At 68.3% G+C, this 14,952-nt stretch carries 13 protein-coding genes; 3 read left to right on the top strand and 10 right to left on the bottom strand.

Features of this window, described 5'->3' with window-relative positions; all coding sequences use genetic code 11:
• Window positions 1-44: 44 nt before the first annotated feature.
• The 6 genes from ACAX61_RS07745 to hisG form a co-directional block, all read right to left on the bottom strand.
• Window positions 45-2,210: a sodium-translocating pyrophosphatase gene (locus tag ACAX61_RS07745; RefSeq protein WP_370714190.1), complete on the bottom strand. Its 2,166-nt coding sequence runs from the start codon at window positions 2,208-2,210 to the stop codon at window positions 45-47.
• 98 nt (window positions 2,211-2,308) lie between these two features.
• Window positions 2,309-3,208: a thiamine-phosphate kinase gene (gene thiL, locus ACAX61_RS07740; RefSeq protein ID WP_370714189.1), complete on the bottom strand. Its 900-nt coding sequence runs from the start codon at window positions 3,206-3,208 to the stop codon at window positions 2,309-2,311.
• A gap of 81 nt (window positions 3,209-3,289) precedes the next feature.
• On the bottom strand, window positions 3,290-3,763 hold the full coding sequence (locus ACAX61_RS07735) for a glycine zipper 2TM domain-containing protein (RefSeq protein WP_370714188.1): 474 nt from the start codon (window positions 3,761-3,763) through the stop codon (window positions 3,290-3,292).
• Between the two features lie 53 nt (window positions 3,764-3,816).
• A complete protein-coding gene (gene nusB, locus ACAX61_RS07730; RefSeq protein ID WP_370714187.1) occupies window positions 3,817-4,296 on the bottom strand; it encodes a transcription antitermination factor NusB in 480 nt (159 codons plus the stop codon).
• Window positions 4,297-4,371: 75 nt separating this feature from the next.
• A complete protein-coding gene (gene hisD / locus ACAX61_RS07725) occupies window positions 4,372-5,661 on the bottom strand; it encodes a histidinol dehydrogenase (RefSeq protein ID WP_370714186.1) in 1,290 nt (429 codons plus the stop codon).
• The gene (hisG, locus tag ACAX61_RS07720; protein WP_370714185.1) at window positions 5,658-6,335 is read right to left on the bottom strand and encodes an ATP phosphoribosyltransferase; all 678 of its coding nucleotides are present in this window, start codon (window positions 6,333-6,335) and stop codon (window positions 5,658-5,660) included. Before hisG ends, hisD begins: the two co-directional genes overlap by 4 nt.
• 84 nt (window positions 6,336-6,419) lie before the next feature.
• Here hisG and ACAX61_RS07715 point away from each other — a divergent pair, with 84 nt between their 5' ends.
• The 3 genes from ACAX61_RS07715 to ACAX61_RS07705 all read left to right on the top strand — a co-directional run bounded on the left by ACAX61_RS07715 (window position 6,420) and on the right by ACAX61_RS07705 (window position 10,519).
• A complete protein-coding gene (locus ACAX61_RS07715) occupies window positions 6,420-8,009 on the top strand; it encodes a M28 family metallopeptidase (RefSeq protein ID WP_370714184.1) in 1,590 nt (529 codons plus the stop codon).
• Window positions 8,010-8,097: 88 nt separating this feature from the next.
• Window positions 8,098-9,690, top strand: coding sequence for a M20/M25/M40 family metallo-hydrolase (locus ACAX61_RS07710; protein WP_370714183.1), 1,593 nt, complete (start codon window positions 8,098-8,100; stop codon window positions 9,688-9,690).
• 1 nt (window position 9,691) lies between these two features.
• Window positions 9,692-10,519 carry a Rossmann-fold NAD(P)-binding domain-containing protein gene (locus tag ACAX61_RS07705; RefSeq protein WP_370714182.1) on the top strand — a complete coding sequence of 276 codons (828 nt, stop codon included), beginning with the start codon at window positions 9,692-9,694 and terminating at the stop codon, window positions 10,517-10,519.
• Here the strand turns inward: ACAX61_RS07705 and ACAX61_RS07700 are convergent.
• The 4 genes from ACAX61_RS07700 to ACAX61_RS07685 are packed head-to-tail and all read right to left on the bottom strand — an operon-like array spanning window position 10,429 to window position 14,946.
• Window positions 10,429-11,352 carry a DMT family transporter gene (locus tag ACAX61_RS07700; RefSeq protein WP_370714181.1) on the bottom strand — a complete coding sequence of 308 codons (924 nt, stop codon included), beginning with the start codon at window positions 11,350-11,352 and terminating at the stop codon, window positions 10,429-10,431. The two genes, ACAX61_RS07705 and ACAX61_RS07700, sit on opposite strands and share 91 nt — an antisense overlap.
• On the bottom strand, window positions 11,349-12,350 hold the full coding sequence (locus ACAX61_RS07695; RefSeq protein WP_370714180.1) for a threonine aldolase family protein: 1,002 nt from the start codon (window positions 12,348-12,350) through the stop codon (window positions 11,349-11,351). The genes ACAX61_RS07700 and ACAX61_RS07695 overlap by 4 nt, the downstream gene beginning before the upstream one ends.
• 32 nt (window positions 12,351-12,382) lie before the next feature.
• The gene (locus tag ACAX61_RS07690) at window positions 12,383-13,855 is read right to left on the bottom strand and encodes a phospholipase D-like domain-containing protein (RefSeq protein WP_370714179.1); all 1,473 of its coding nucleotides are present in this window, start codon (window positions 13,853-13,855) and stop codon (window positions 12,383-12,385) included.
• Window positions 13,852-14,946: an ATP phosphoribosyltransferase regulatory subunit gene (locus ACAX61_RS07685; protein WP_370714178.1), complete on the bottom strand. Its 1,095-nt coding sequence runs from the start codon at window positions 14,944-14,946 to the stop codon at window positions 13,852-13,854. The genes ACAX61_RS07690 and ACAX61_RS07685 overlap by 4 nt, the downstream gene beginning before the upstream one ends.
• Window positions 14,947-14,952: the final 6 nt, after the last annotated feature.

Genomic DNA, 14,952 nt, shown 5'->3' with positions numbered 1-14,952 from the left:
GCGCCCGCCCTGTTCCGTGGCGGCGTCGGGGCGGGCGCGGTCGGTCAGGCGGCACCCGCCAGTGCGGCGACCAGCAGCAGGGCGACGATGTTGGTGATCTTGATCATCGGATTGACCGCGGGGCCGGCAGTATCCTTGTACGGATCGCCCACCGTGTCGCCGGTGACGGCGGCCATATGCGCTTCCGAACCCTTGCCGCCGTGATTGCCGTCCTCGATATATTTCTTGGCATTATCCCATGCGCCGCCGCCCGATGTCATCGAGATGGCGACGAACAGGCCCGACACGATGACCCCCAGCAGCATCGCGCCCAGCGCCGCGAACCCCTGTGCCTGACCCGCCACCAGCGTCACGATGAAGTAGATGGCGATGGGGGCAAGCACCGGGAGCAGCGAGGGCACGATCATCTCCCGGATCGCGGCGCGCGTCACGATGTCGACAGTGCGGGCGTAATTGGGGCGGCTGGTCCCCGCCATGATGCCGGGATCGGCGCGGAATTGTTCGCGCACATCCTCGACCACATGCCCCGCCGCGCGGCCCACGGCGGTCATGCCGAACGCGCCGAACAGATAGGGGAGCAGCGCCCCCAGCAGCAGCCCGACGATGACGTACGGGTTGGACAGGCTGAAGTCGACGGTCAGGTCGGGGAAGAATGCCTTCAGATCGGTGGTATAGGCGCCGAACAGCACCAGCGCAGCCAGCGCGGCGGAGCCGATGGCATAGCCCTTTGTCACCGCCTTGGTCGTGTTGCCCACCGCGTCCAGCGCATCGGTGCGGGCGCGCACATCGTCGGGCAGGCCCGCCATTTCGGCAATGCCGCCCGCATTGTCGGTGACGGGGCCATAGGCATCGAGCGCGACCACCATTCCCGCCAGCGCCAGCAGCGCCGTCGCGGCAAAGGCGACGCCGATGATGCCCGCCAGCTGATAGGACGCCACCACCGCCACGACGATAACCAACGTAGGCAGCGCGGTCGATTCAAGGCTGATCGCCAGCCCCTGAATGACGTTGGTGCCGTGACCCGTGACGCTGGCTTTCGCGATCGAGCGGACGGGGCGGTAATTGGTGCCGGTATAATATTCGGTGATCCACACCAGCAGCCCGGTGACGGCCAGCCCGATCATCATGCACCAGAACAGGCTCCACCCGGTAAAGCTGGCGGCATCGGGGGTGGGTCCACCCTCAGTCGTCAAAGCATCGGTCGTGGCTTCCAGAAAGCCGCCGCCGCCGATCGGGGCCGACAGGTCGCCCAGCGTCAGCTGCATCGCGATGAAGATCGCGGGCACGGCCAGGATCGCGGTGGTCCAGAACCCCTTGTACAGCGCGCCCATGATCGACCCGCCCTTGCCCAGCCGGACCATATAGGTGCCGATGATCGAGGTGATGATGCACACGCCGCCCACGATCAAAGGCAACGCCATCAATTGCAGAAGGTTGCCCGCCGCCGGCAGCAGCAGCGCGATCGACACCATGGTCAGGCCCAATGTGACGACATAGGTTTCGAACAGGTCGGCGGCCATGCCGGCGCAGTCGCCGACATTGTCGCCCACATTGTCGGCGATGACGGCGGGGTTGCGGGGGTCATCCTCCGGTATCCCGGCCTCGACCTTGCCCACCAGATCGGCGCCGACATCGGCCGCCTTGGTAAAGATGCCGCCGCCCAGCCGCGCGAAGATCGAGATCAGCGACGCGCCGAACGCCAGCGCGGTCAGCGCCTCGATAATGTGGCGGCGGTCGGCCTCGACCGCCAGGTCCATGCCGCCGGGTCCGATCAGCCACGCAAAGATGCCCGCGATGGACAGCAGCCCCAGCCCCGCGACCAGCATGCCCGTGACTGCGCCCGACCGGAACGCCATGGTCAGCCCGCCCTGCAGCGATCCGCGCGCGGCCTCTGCCGTGCGGACATTGGCGCGCACCGAAATCAGCATGCCGACATAACCGGCAATGCCCGACAGGATCGCGCCGATCAGGAACCCGGTGGTGGACAGCCAGCCGAGCGTCGGCGTCAGGATGACCGCGACGACAAGGCCGACAATGGCGATGGTGCGATATTGGCGGCCCAGATAGGCCCGGGCCCCTTCCTGAATGGCGGCGGCGATGTCCTGCATCCGGGCGTCGCCGGGTGGCGCGCGCAGCACCTGCGCGGCGGTGAAGATACCGTAGATGACGGCAACGATCCCGCAGCCGATTGCGATCAGCACAATGTCCATGTCGCTGGGTTCCCTCCTGTAGGGCGCCCGCGCCGATACGATGCCACCGCGGGTCACCGTGGGGGCGAGCGTATAGACGCTGCCCCTACCGCGCAAGTTCAGCGCGCGGCGTGTTCCCAGCCCAGCGTTTTGGGCAGATCCACCGCCTGTCCCTCATCGGTCAGGTGCAGGCCCGCGCCGGGACCGAACACGCCCAGCCGCGCGGCGGGCACGGGCGGGGCGGTGCCGTCGGGAAGCGCGAACAACAAGGCATAGTCGTCGCCCCCGGTCGCCGCACGCAGGCGCGCGGCGCGGTCGGTCCCGGCATGGGCGCATGCCGCCCGGGATCGCGGCACGGCGGCAAGGTCGATGGCAACACCGCAACCGCTGGCCATCCCCATGCGCGATGCGTCGATCAACAGCCCGTCGGACACGTCCATCATCGCCGTCGCGACGCGGGCGATGGCGCGCCCTTCACGCAGCAAAGGCGTGGGGCGGCGATAGGCGGCGAGCAGTTCGGGCGGCCCGGCTTCGCCCTGCGCGATCGACAGGCCCAGCGCCGCGTCGCCGACTACACCCGCGACCCACAGGACATCGCCCGCCTGCGCGCCGCCGCGAACCGGAACACGCGCGCCCGCGCGACCGATGGCGGTGAGCGACAGGACGCGCGGGCCATCGACACGGATCGTGTCGCCGCCCAGCAGCGGACAGCCGAACGCCGCCGCCGCTTCGCCAAGCCCCGTCAGGAAGTCGCGATCCCAATCATCGTCGCCCAGCGGATAGCCGAGCAGCGCACCGACCGGCTCCGCGCCCTTGGCGGCCAGGTCGGACAGGTTCACCGCCATCAGTTTCCACGCGACATCGCGCGCCGGATCGGTCGGCAGGTAATGCACGCCCTGTGCCACCATGTCCTTGGTCAGGATCAGGTCGCCGAGTTGCGCGGTATCGTCATACAGGCCCGCGGCACCGGGATGCAGCGGCAGGGTGCGCAGGGCAGCGATAAAATCGGCTTCGTTCACGCGCGCGCTTGTAACCCGTTCGGCAGTCGCTGTCGCGGGTGGAGGGGGCGGCCGTTGATGGCCGCCCCGTCCGTCAATGCATCAGCGGCACTTCACATTGCCGCGATCGACCTCACGCCCCAGCAGCGCGCCGCCGCCTGCGCCCAGCAGGGTGCCCAGCGTGCCGCCGCCGATCAGGTTGCCCAGCACGCCGCCGCCGACGCCGCCGATCACCAGACCGGTGGTGCCGTCATTGCGCTGGCAATAGGCGCGGCCGTCGCGGCCCTTGTAGATGCGGTCGTTGCGGCTGAGGCGGCGTTCGCGGTAATCGCCCTCGCGATAGCTGTCGGCGGGGTTCCAGTTGCGATCATCGCCGCGCCACCGATTGTCGCGGCGGTTCTCACGCCGGTCCTGCCGTGCGTCGCGGCGATCCTCACGCCATTCCCGGCGATCTTCCCGCCGTTCCTCGCGCGCTTCGCGGCGGTCTTCGCGCCAGTCGTTATTCTGTGCCACGGCCGGGACGGCGGCGAGCGGCACGGCCAGGGTGACCATGGCGAGGGGAAGGATACGCTTCATCGGTTGGAACTCCTTTACGGTATGTCCCAACAACCAACGCGCGGCGGTTCGGTTCACCGACCGGTCGCGCCGTCCCCCCGGACTTCCTTGGCAACGCCGTCGAGCAGACCGTTGACGAAACCCTTTTCGCGGCGGTCGTAAAAGGCGTCGGTCACGTCCAGATATTCGCTGATGACCGCGCCGACCGGCACGTCGGGACGCGCGATCAGTTCATAGGTGCCGCAACGCAGGATCTGGCGCATCGGCTTGTCCAGCCGGTCCAGCGACCAGCCGCTGGCCAGCCGCCCGGCGATCAGCGCGTCGATCTCGTGCAGCCGCGTGGTCGTGCCGTTCACCAGATCGTCGAAGAACATCACATCGGCATCGTGATATTCGGCATCCTCGATCGTCGCGCCCAGCCGGTGCTGGTGAAATTCGTGCAGCAGCGTGGGGATGGCGGTCCCCTCCATCTCGCGCTGATACAGCGCCTGAACGGCGGCGAGGCGCGCGGCGGCGCGGGCTTGCGTGCGGGTGCGGGACTTGGGACTGGGCATGATCTTTTCTCGATTACACCGGACGCGACCCTTTTGTCGAAGCGTGTCGGCTCGACCGGGCGGCGGTGGCGGATTTCAGGGTTTCAGGCGAAGCGCGACCGAACGGGCATGGGCGGGCAGCCCCTCCGCCTCGGCCAGCCGCACTGCCGCAGGACCGATGGCGGCAAGGCCGGTTTCGGTCAGCGACAGGAAACTGGTGCGCTTCATGAAGTCGAGTACCGACAGGCCGCTGGCAAAACGCGCGCGGCGGCCGGTGGGAAGGACATGGTTGGGACCGGCAACATAGTCGCCGACCGCTTCGGGCGTGTGGCGGCCAAGGAAGACCGATCCGGCATGGCGGACCTGATCGAACAGCGGGGCGGGATTGGCCACCGCCAGTTCGAGGTGTTCGGGCGCGAGGCGATTGACCAGCGGCATCGCTTCCATAAGCGACGGTACCAGCACGATCGCGCCGTTGGCGTCCCATGCGGCGCGCGCCACCTGTGCCGTGGACAGCGTGCCGATCTGACGGTCGACGGCATCGGCCACGCGGTCGGCGAAACCGGCATCGTCGGTGAACAGGATCGACTGGCTGGTGGGATCGTGTTCGGACTGGCTGAGCAGGTCGGCGGCGGTCCATTCGGGGTCGTTCTGACCATCGGCCACGACGACGATCTCGCTTGGCCCGGCAACCATATCGATGCCGACCACGCCGTAAAGCTGGCGCTTTGCCTCCGCCACCCAGGCGTTGCCGGGGCCGCAGATGACATCCACCGGCCGAATGCGGTCGGTGCCGTATGCGAGCGCGGCAATCGCCTGTGCCCCGCCGACGCGCCACACCTCGTCCGCGCCGACAAGGGCAGCGGCGGCAAGGACCAGCAGGTTGGCCTGTCCATTCGGGGTGGGGGTGACGATCACCAGCCGCTCTACGCCCGCGACGCGCGCGGGCACGGCGTTCATCAGAACCGAGGAGGGATAGGCCGCGCGACCGCCCGGTACGTACAGCCCGGCGGCATCCACCCCGCGCCAGCGCGCGCCGGTGACGATGCCGTTGTCCTCGCGATATTCGCCGTCCACGGGCCGCTGACGTTCGTGATAGGCGGTGATGCGGTCACGCGCGAGTTCCAGTGCGGCGCGAAGGTCCGGGTCCAGCCCGGCAAGCGCGGCTTCGCAATCGGATCGCTCGATGCGCCAGCCGCTGTCGTTCAGGTCATGCCCGTCGAACTTGCGGGTAAAGGCGTGGAGTGCGGCGTCCCCCTCCCGCCGGACGCTGCCGATGATGGCGGCGACGTCGCGGGAGACATCGGCATCGGCTTCGCGGCGGGCATCGACCAGCGCGTCGAAATCGGCGGCAAAGCCGGGGGCGGCGGTGTCGAGCCGGATCATGCCGCCTGTGCCCCCGCAACCGCGCGGCGGAACGCATCGACCAGCGGCACGACTTCTGCGCGGGTCTTGAACGCGGCGCGATTGACGATCAGGCGAGAGGAAACCTCTGCGATCACCTCAACCTCGACCAGCCCGTTTTCCTTGAGCGTGCGGCCCGATGAGACGAGATCGACGATGCGCGGCGCCAGACCCAGGATCGGCGCCAGCTCCATCGCGCCGTTCAGCTTGACGCATTCGGCCTGCACGCCGCGCGCCTCGAAATGGCGGCGGGTGATGCCGGGATATTTGGTGGCGATCCGGACATGGCTCCACCCGCGCGGATCGTCCTGGCTCGCCATATCGGCGGGTTCGGCGACCGAGATGCGGCAATGGCCGATGCCCAGATCGACGGGAGCGTAAAGCTCGGAATAGGCGAATTCCATCAGCACGTCGGACCCGACAATGCCCAGCTGCGCCGCGCCATGCGCGACAAAGGTCGCCACGTCGAACGCGCGCACGCGGATCAGGTCGATGTCGGCGCGGTTGGTGGAAAAGCGCAGCGCCCGGCTGTCGGGATCGGAAAATGCCGCTTCGGGCACGATCCCCGCTTCGGCCAGAAGCGGCAATGCTTCGGACAGGATGCGCCCCTTGGGCACGGCGATCACGATCGGGCGGGGTTCGGACGAAGCGTTCATGGGATGGCGCGCTTTACTTGGGGCGGGGTCAGGGTGCAACAAGGGCGAAAGGCGCTGTCGTGCCGGTTTACCCACGGAGATCCGATGTTCCGTCGTTTTGCGTTCCTGCTTGCCCTGTCCGCTTCCTCCATCGCCATCGCGCAACAGGCACCGGCCCCCGCCGCCGCGCCCGCCCCGGCGGAGGTGAATGCCCGCATCAACGCCGCCCTGCCCGAAGCGGAAGCGGCGATGAAATCGCATGTCATGTTCCTGGCCAGCGATGCGATGCAGGGGCGTGAGGCGGGCAGCGCGACCTATGACGTGGCGGCGCAATATGTCGCGTCGCAATTCTATGCCCAGGGGCTGCGCCCGGCGGGCGATGCAGGCAGCTATCTGCAAACGGTGCCGCTGGTCAGCTACAAGGCGGCGGACAAGGGCAGCTTTGGCTGGACGGCCAGGGGCGGTGCGGCACAGGCGCTGGTGTTCGGGGAGGATTATCTGCCCGGCGCCGACCCGTCGCGCGCGACGACGACGATCGACGCGCCGGTGGTGTTCGTCGGCTATGGCATCGACGCGCCCGGCTTTGGCCGGGACGATTATGCCGGCGTCGATGTGCGCGGCAAGGTGGTGGCGTTCTTCTCCGGCGCGCCCGCAGGAATGCCGGGCGAGGAGCGCGCGCATTTCGGCAATGCCGCCAACAAGGCGGTGACCGCCGAGGCGAAGGGCGCGGTCGGCGTCATCCTGCTCGAATCGCCGACCAGCGCCAAGGTCCGCCCCTTTTCGCGGCTGGTCGAGGGCTGGGACCATGCGCGCATGACTTGGGCCAATGCCGACGGCACCGGATTCTTCGCGGCGCCCAAGACGCCGAGTCTCGGCACACTGAGCATGAAGGGCGCCGAAAAGCTGTTCGCAGGCGCGCGCACGCCGTGGTCGAAGGTGGTGGCGACGGCCGAGAGCAAGGCGGCGAAGTTCCGCGCGGTCGAGCTGCCGGGTCGCCTGTCGGTGAAGCTGACGACCGAGACCAAGCCTGTCACCAGCTACAACGTCGCGGGGATGCTCCCCGGCAGCGACCCCAAGCTGCGCGACGAGGTCGTCGTGCTGACCGCGCATCTCGACCATGTCGGCGTCGGTACGCCCAAAAATGGCGATTCGATCTATAACGGCGCGATGGACAATGCTGTCGGCATCGCCGCGCTGATCGAGGAGGCGAAGCGGTTCAAGGCATCGGGTCAGGCGCCGAAACGCTCCGTCCTGTTCCTGGCGGTAACGGCGGAGGAAAAGGGGCTGGTCGGCGCCGATTATTTCGCGCGCCACCCGACCGTGCCCAAGGAAAATCTGGTCGCCGACGTCAATCTCGACATGCCGATCCTGACCTACAAGTTCGAGGATATTGTAGCGTTCGGCGCGGACCGGTCGACGCTGGGCCAATATGTGAAGAATGCGGCGACCAAGATGGGCGTCGCGATTTCCGCCGATCCGATGCCCGACCAGGGTTTCTTCGTTCGCTCAGACCATTATCGCTTCGTGCAGCAGGGCATCCCGTCGGTGTTCGTGTGGCCGGGCACCAAGGGGCCGGGCAAGGCGGCGTTCGATGCGTTCCTGTCGACCCATTATCACCAGCCGTCGGACGAAGTGGGCCAGACGCCGCCATCGACTGGTCTTCGGGCGTGCGCTTCATCGAGGCGAATTACATGATCGCGCGTGAGATCGCCGACGCGGCCGAGCGCCCGCGCTGGAACAAGGGCGACTTTTTCGGCACGCTGTACGACGGGGTCGGCGCCAAGTGAAAGCGGCGCTGCTGGGCGCGGCGGCGCTGCTGCTGGTCGCGGCGAACGACGCGCCGCTGCCCCCGGATCAGGCGGCGATGCGCGCGCATGTCGCGTTCCTGGCCAATGACGCGCTGAAGGGCCGGCAGACGGGCAGCCCCGAACTGGACGTCGCCGCCGCTTATGTCGCGGCACAGATGGAGGCGGCGGGGCTGGCGCCGGCGGGCGACAACGGCACCTGGCGCCAGATGGTGCCGCTGGTCGCCGCCCGCCCGCTCAGCGCGACCGTGACGCTGGCACGTGGCGACAAATCGGTGCCGCTGGAGCTGGGCAGCGACTTTATCGGGCGGGCCAGCCTTAGCGATGCCGAGCGCGATGTGACCGGCGAAGTCGTCTTTGCCGGTTATGGCGTGGTCGATCCGACGCGCGGCGTGGACGATTATCGCGGGCTGGACGTGCGCGACCGGATCGTCGCGGTGCTGTATGGCGGGCCGCCGGGGCTGAACAGCGAAGTCGCCGCGCATTACGGCAATCGCGACGTGAAGGCGGATCTGGCCGCGCAGCGCGGGGCCAAGGGCATCGTTTTCATCGAATCGGCAGCGACGCGGGCGAGTTATGACTTCTCCGCCATCGTCGATTCATGGTCCGGCCCCAGCATGAACTGGACGCGGCCGGGCGACACGCGCACTGCCGCCGCGCCGCAACTGGCGGCGATCAGCCAGGCGGGGGCCGAAAAGCTGTTCGCCGGATCCAGGCTCAACTGGTCGCGCGTGCGTGCCGCCGATGCCGCGAAACGGCCCGTGCCGACGGGTGCGCTGGCGGTCACGGCGACCTTTTCGCAAAGGAGCGAGATCGTGCGGCTGGCCAGCGCCAACATCCTCGGCCGACTGGCGGGCAGCGACCCCGCGCTCGCGCGGGAGCATGTCGTGCTGACCGCGCATCTGGACCATATCGGCGTGGGCGAGCCGGTGAACGGCGATGCGATCAACAATGGCGCGATGGACAATGCGATGGGCATCGCCGCGATGCTGGAGGTTGCCAAGGCGTTTCGCGACGCGGGCACGCCGCCCAAGCGCAGCCTGTTGTTCGTCGCGCTGACGGCAGAGGAGGAGGGGCTGATCGGTTCCGATTACTATGCCCGGTTCCCGACCGTGCCCAAGGGGTCGATCGTCGCCAACGTCAATCTCGACATGCCGATCATGACCTATAAGTTCGAGGACATCGTGGCTTATGGCGCCGACCGGTCGAGCATCGGCCCCGCGCTGGCCCGCGTGGCGACGGCGCAGGGTTTGCGGCTGAGCCCCGATCCCGCGCCGGAAGAATCGAACTTCGTGCGGACCGACCATTACAGCTTCGTCAAACAGGGCGTGCCGTCGGTGTCGATCGACGCCGGCTGGGCGGGGCCGGGCAAGGCGGCGACGGCCGAGTTTCTGGAAAACCATTACCACCAGCCGTCGGACGACATGAAGCTGCCGTTCGACTGGGCATCGGCGCGGCGCTTTACCCAGCTGAACTATGCGCTGACCCGCGCGCTGGCCGACGGGCCGCGACCGGTGTGGAACAAGGGCGACTTTTTCGGGACGCTCTACGCGCAGCCGAGCGTACAGTAACGTGCGGCTGCTGATCTTCGGATATGGCTATAGCGCACGGGTGATCGCGGCGCGGCTGGCCCCGCATGGATGGCGCATCGCCGCGACGACGCGCGACGGGCGCGATGACACGATCCGCTTCGACGATGCCGAGCGTGTTGCGTTCGAGGCGCGGGAGGCGACGCACATCCTGTCCAGCGTCCCGCCGGGGGCGGAGGGCGACCCGGTGCTGAACGCTTATGGCGACATGCTGGGCAGGGCGCGCCTGTCCTATCTGTCCTCCACGGGGGTTTACGGCGATGCGGGTGGCGGATGGGTGGACGAAAGCGCGCCCATTCGCGGGCGGCGCGAAGGGCGCAACGCGGCGGATGCGGCGTGGCTGGCGCGGGGTGCGCGGGTGTTTCGCCTGCCCGGCATCTATGGTCCCGATCGGTCCCCGCTGGAGCGTGTGGCGGCCGGGGAGGCACATCGCACCGGTATCGCCGGACAGGTGTTCAGCCGCATCCATGTGCACGATCTGGCGGCGGGCGTGGTCGCGGGGCTGGATGCGCCGGCGGGTGCGTATAACCTGGCCGACGATTTCCCGTGCGCGCAGGACGATGTGGTGACGTTTGCCGCGCGGCTGCTGAACCTGCCGCCGCCGCCCATCGTGCCGATTGAGGCGCTCAGCCCGGCGGCGCGGGCGTTTCATGCCGAAAACCGCCGGGTGGCAAACGGCAGGGCGCGGCGCGTGCTGAACTGGCGCCCGGTCTTTGCCGATTACCGGTTGGGCCTGCGTGCCCTTAACGCAATGACCAGCCCGGTCATCGCCAGCAGCGCGCCGATGGCGGCCAGCGCGGACCAGCGATAACCCTCAAACACCGTCGACAGCGCCATCGCGATCACCGGCACCAGCACGCCCGAATAGGCGGCCTTGGCCGGGCCGATCACGCGGATCACCCCGAAATACAGGGTGAAGGCCAGCGCCGATGCCGCCAGCCCCAGATAGAGCAGCCCCGCGACGTAACTCAGGCTGAAGTCAAAGCGTGGCGGGCCGGTCGTTACCCATGCGAACAGCGCGTCGATGGCGGCCCCGAACAGCATCGCCCAACCCAGCATCGTCGCCATGGGATAGGCGCGCGCGGTCTGCGTCCCCTGCATCACATTGGCGACCGATGCCGAACACACACCCATCAGCGTGATGGCGATGCCGGTCAGAACGCGCGAAGTGCTGCCCGGATCGACACGCGCTTCGTGGATGAACAGCATGGCGATGCCCGCCATTGCGATGGCGGAGCCGACCAGCAATTGCCGCCCCAGCCTTTGCCCCAGAAAGATGCGCCCTAGCAGCGCATTGGGCACCAGCAACAGCGCGAACACCACCGCCACCAGCCCCGACGTCACATAGATTTCGGCGCGGTAGACGAAATTGAAGTTCAGGACGAACTGCATCATCCCCAGCGCGGCCGCAAAGCCCATGCCCCGCGCGTCGAGGCGGAGCGGCACACGCTTGAACAGCGCCCAGCCCAGCATCGCCGCGCCGCCAATGGCAAAGCGATAAGCGACCGACCAGCTTGGCGGCACCTGTCCCAGCTGTCCGGTGATGACGATCCAGGTCGAACCCCAGATCAGGGTGACGATGCCGAACGGGATCAGCACCGCCAGCCGGGTGGATTGCGGAGGCTGCGCCGCGGCTTCGCTCACAGTGCGGCGATCGCTTGGGCCAGCGGGCGGACGATGTCGGCGCCCTGATCCCATGCGGTCACGAACCGCGCCTGCCCCGGTCCCCAGTCGTAAAAGTCGAAGCCCGCCGCGCGAAGCCGGGCGGCTTCTTCGGCGGTCAGCGACACGAACACCTCGTTCGCCTGAACCGGGCCGGTCAGGCGGTCGCCCGCTGCCTGGGCGATCAGCGCGGCCCCGGCATTGGCGGCGCGGGCATTTGCCAGCCATACATCGCCGTCCAGCATCGCCAGCAGCTGGGCGGCCAGATAGCGGCCCTTGGATTGCAGGTGCCCCGCGCGCTTGCGGCGATAGCGCGTGGCGGCGGCCAGATCGGGGCGGAAGAACACCAGCGCCTCTGCCGACATGCCGCCATTTTTGACGAAGCCGAAGCTGAGCGCATCGACGCCCGCGCGCCACGTCACATCGGCGGGGGCGCAATCCAGATGCGCAACGGCATTGGCGAACCGGGCGCCGTCCATGTGCAGCGCCAGATTGCGGCGGCGCGCGACATCGCCGATCGCGGCGACTTCGTCGGGGGTATAGACGCGGCCCGCCTCGGTCGCATTGGTGATGCTGATGGCGTGGGGCTGCACCTGATGCACATCGTCGCGAATCGCGGCGGCGGTTTCGTCGATGGCCTGCGGCGTCAGCTTGGCGCCTTCGCCCTCGATCAGCAGCAGCTTGGCCCCGTGGGTATAGAATTCGGGCGCGCCGCATTCGTCGACCTGGATGTGCGCTTCGCTGTGGCACAGCACCGCGCCGTGCGGCGGGCACAAGGCAGCGAGCGCAAGGGCATTGGCGGCGGTGCCCGTCGGCACCCACAAAACGGCGACATCGGTGCTAAACAGGTCGGAAAAGGCACCGTCCAGCCGCTGGCTCCACGCATCGCCGTCATAGGCGGTGTCCTGAACATTGGCGTCGGCCAGCGCGGCCATGACGGCGGGGCAGGCGGGGGCGGCATTGTCGGAAAAGAAGCGCATGATTCGTGGCTTTAGGGCGCCGCGCCCGCGCGTCAATTCCGACGAACGCGCCGCCGCACGCGCCGCCGCATCCGGCGGGTCCGGCGACGGATGCCGTTGACCAGTCCGCCATTCTGCGCCGGTTCGAACGCCTGATCGGGATGTTCAGGGTCCAGCGCCTGGCTGCGCGCCAGATCGCGTTGCAGCGTGCCCTTGTCCGGCGGGTCGAAGGGCATCAGCGTGCGGCCCGATCCGCGCAGCCGCTCCACCGTTTCGATCAGCGACCCGGTCATCGTCAGCGTTTCGCCGACAATGCCGGGATCGATGCCCAGATGTTCACCCAACAGGTCGTCGCGCAGCCCGGCGATGGTCGCGCGCATGGCGTCGTCGGTCCCTTCGATCACCAGATCGCATTCGCTGTCGAGGCCCATCGAACGATTGTTCATATTGGCCGAACCGACGCGCAGCACGCGGTCGTCGACGATCATCACCTTGGCATGGACATAGATGTCGGCGCCGCGATGCGTGACGGGGGTATAGATGCGGATGCGGTGATGGTTCGGATGCTGACGCAACGCGTCGACCAGCTCGGCGCGCGCGGCGCCCATCACTTCTTCCTCAAGCCAGCCATCGGCGACCTTTGGATTGACGATGACGAATTCGGGGCCGTCATCCTCGTCCAGCCGCTTGCAGATCGCCTCCGCAATCGCGCGGGACGCAAAATACTGCGTCTCGACATATGCGTGGCGGCGGACATCGGCGATCATCGCGACGAACATCGCCTCGATCTCGCGTAGCTCCTCCACCTCGCCGTTCAGACCGCGCGTGCGGGCGATGGTGACGTCCAGATCGCGGAATTGCGGCTCCAGCCCGTCGGGCCAGGGGTCGCTGCCCGCCGACGGTTCGGGCAGGGGCGCGCCGCCCGCAATTTCCCAGCGCAGCCGCGCCAGATCGCCCAGCGCCTTGGCCGCGTCGCCATCGACCGCCATCGACGCGTCGTGCCACGGCATCGAACGCCGCCCGGTAAAGGGCCGCCGCCGCCGTTCGTCATCGTCCAGATGCTCACGCGTGTCCCAGCGCGATACGGTCATGTCGATGCCGCCGCAAAAGGCAAAGGCATCGTCGATCACGACGATCTTCTGGTGATGGCTGGCGCCAAAGGGGTGCGCGTCGTCGGGCAGGAAGGTGATGTTGGGCCGCGCCATCCAGCGCAGCAGGCGGAACGCGGTGGTGCCGCGCCCCAGCAGCTTCACCGCCGCGACGTCCCACGTCAGGATGTTGATGCACAGATCGGGCCGCGAATCGGCCAGCCAGGTCAGGAACGGTCCCAGTTCGGTCGGGGCGCCGTCGCGCGGAAAACCGCGGTCCAGGATGATGCGCGTGTCGAAATCCCACCCGATCAGCAAAATACGCTCACGCGCCTTCATCATCGCGTGCCGGGCGTGGACATAGTAATCGGCTGCATCGACGATCAGGGCCGCGCGCCCCGCATGTTCGGTGCGCCAACCATGATCGGCGAGGCTCATGCCGGTTTGGGTCCTTCTGCTGTCAATATATGGGTGCAAAGCTGGGCGGCGGGGCTGTCCTGTTCCTCCAGCGCGGCGACGGTCACCCACCCCTCTGCCCGCAGCGCGGCGGCGGCGGCGGGGTCGGCATCGACCGGGACGAACAGGCGACGGCGCTCGACCGGGCCGACCCCGGCGTCGAGCAGCGCGTCGGCGAACAGCGAAAAGCCGACCGCAGGCTCTTCGGCGCCGTCATCGTGCAGGATGGTGTATGTGCCGCCGCGCCCGACTTCCACCGGCACGCCGACCTGGAACAGGGAAAAGCCCAGCCAGCTTTGATATTCGAAACCGTGCCGCTCGGTCGGGTCCAGCGTCATGGCGATGTCCGCGGGCACGGCGGCGGCGATTTCGGCCAGCCCGTCCAGCCGCGTGGCCAGTGCTGGGCCGTGCACGCTGGCGCGCAGCCGGGCGAGCGCCGCGTCAAAGGGGCCGGCGGCTTCGATCAGCGACAGGAAGGCCGGGTCGATGGCGGCGACGCCCGCCGCATCCTTACCGTCCAGCGACTGGCGAAGCGCGGCCAGCCTGTCGGCGGGCAGGTCGCCCGCCAGTTCGGCCAGCAGGTCGGGCAGGGTGAAGTCGATCGACAGGCCGGTCATGCCCGCCGCCTGCAACGCCTCTACCGCGACGCTGACGACTTCGCGGGCGGCGGCGACGGTGTCGCGGCCGATCAGCTCACAGCCGATCTGGCGCTGGGCGCGTTCGGGGCGAAGCTGGGACGCGCGCAGCCGCACCACGGGTCCGGCATAGGACAGGCGCACCGGGCGCGGATGATGGCCCATGCGCGTCGCCGCGATGCGGCCCACCTGTGCCGTGATGTCGGGGCGGATCGCCAGCGTCGCCTGTGACGCGGGATCGACGAAGCGCACCGAATCACGCGCGCCCCCGGCCTTCAGCCGGCGTTGCAGCGCGGCTTCGAATTCAACGAGCGGTGGGTCGACCTGTTCATAGCCGTGGAGGAACGCGGCATCGAGCACGCGCCGTTCCAGCCGCGTTGCGGCATCGGCAAAGGGGGGCAGTCGGTCGTGGAACCCTTCGGGCAGGAGGCCGGTCATAACCGG

This window comes from Sphingomonas sp. IW22 (assembly GCF_041321155.1).
Lineage (GTDB): Bacteria > Pseudomonadota > Alphaproteobacteria > Sphingomonadales > Sphingomonadaceae > Sphingomonas.
This window is presented reverse-complemented; position numbering and strand designations above follow the sequence as displayed.

Excerpts from the sequence above, each read along its gene's own strand:
- ACAX61_RS07745 (WP_370714190.1), bottom strand. The coding sequence starts at position 2,210 with ATGGACATTGTGCTGATCGCAATCGGCTGCGGGATCGTTGCCGTCATC.
- ACAX61_RS07735 (WP_370714188.1), bottom strand. The coding sequence starts at position 3,763 with ATGAAGCGTATCCTTCCCCTCGCCATGGTCACCCTGGCCGTGCCGCTC.
- nusB (WP_370714187.1), bottom strand. The coding sequence starts at position 4,296 with ATGCCCAGTCCCAAGTCCCGCACCCGCACGCAAGCCCGCGCCGCCGCG.
- hisD (WP_370714186.1), bottom strand. The coding sequence starts at position 5,661 with ATGATCCGGCTCGACACCGCCGCCCCCGGCTTTGCCGCCGATTTCGAC.
- hisG (WP_370714185.1), bottom strand. The coding sequence starts at position 6,335 with ATGAACGCTTCGTCCGAACCCCGCCCGATCGTGATCGCCGTGCCCAAG.
- ACAX61_RS07715 (WP_370714184.1), top strand. The coding sequence starts at position 6,420 with ATGTTCCGTCGTTTTGCGTTCCTGCTTGCCCTGTCCGCTTCCTCCATC.
- ACAX61_RS07695 (WP_370714180.1), bottom strand. The coding sequence starts at position 12,350 with ATGCGCTTCTTTTCCGACAATGCCGCCCCCGCCTGCCCCGCCGTCATG.
- ACAX61_RS07690 (WP_370714179.1), bottom strand. The coding sequence starts at position 13,855 with ATGAGCCTCGCCGATCATGGTTGGCGCACCGAACATGCGGGGCGCGCG.
- ACAX61_RS07685 (WP_370714178.1), bottom strand. The coding sequence starts at position 14,946 with ATGACCGGCCTCCTGCCCGAAGGGTTCCACGACCGACTGCCCCCCTTT.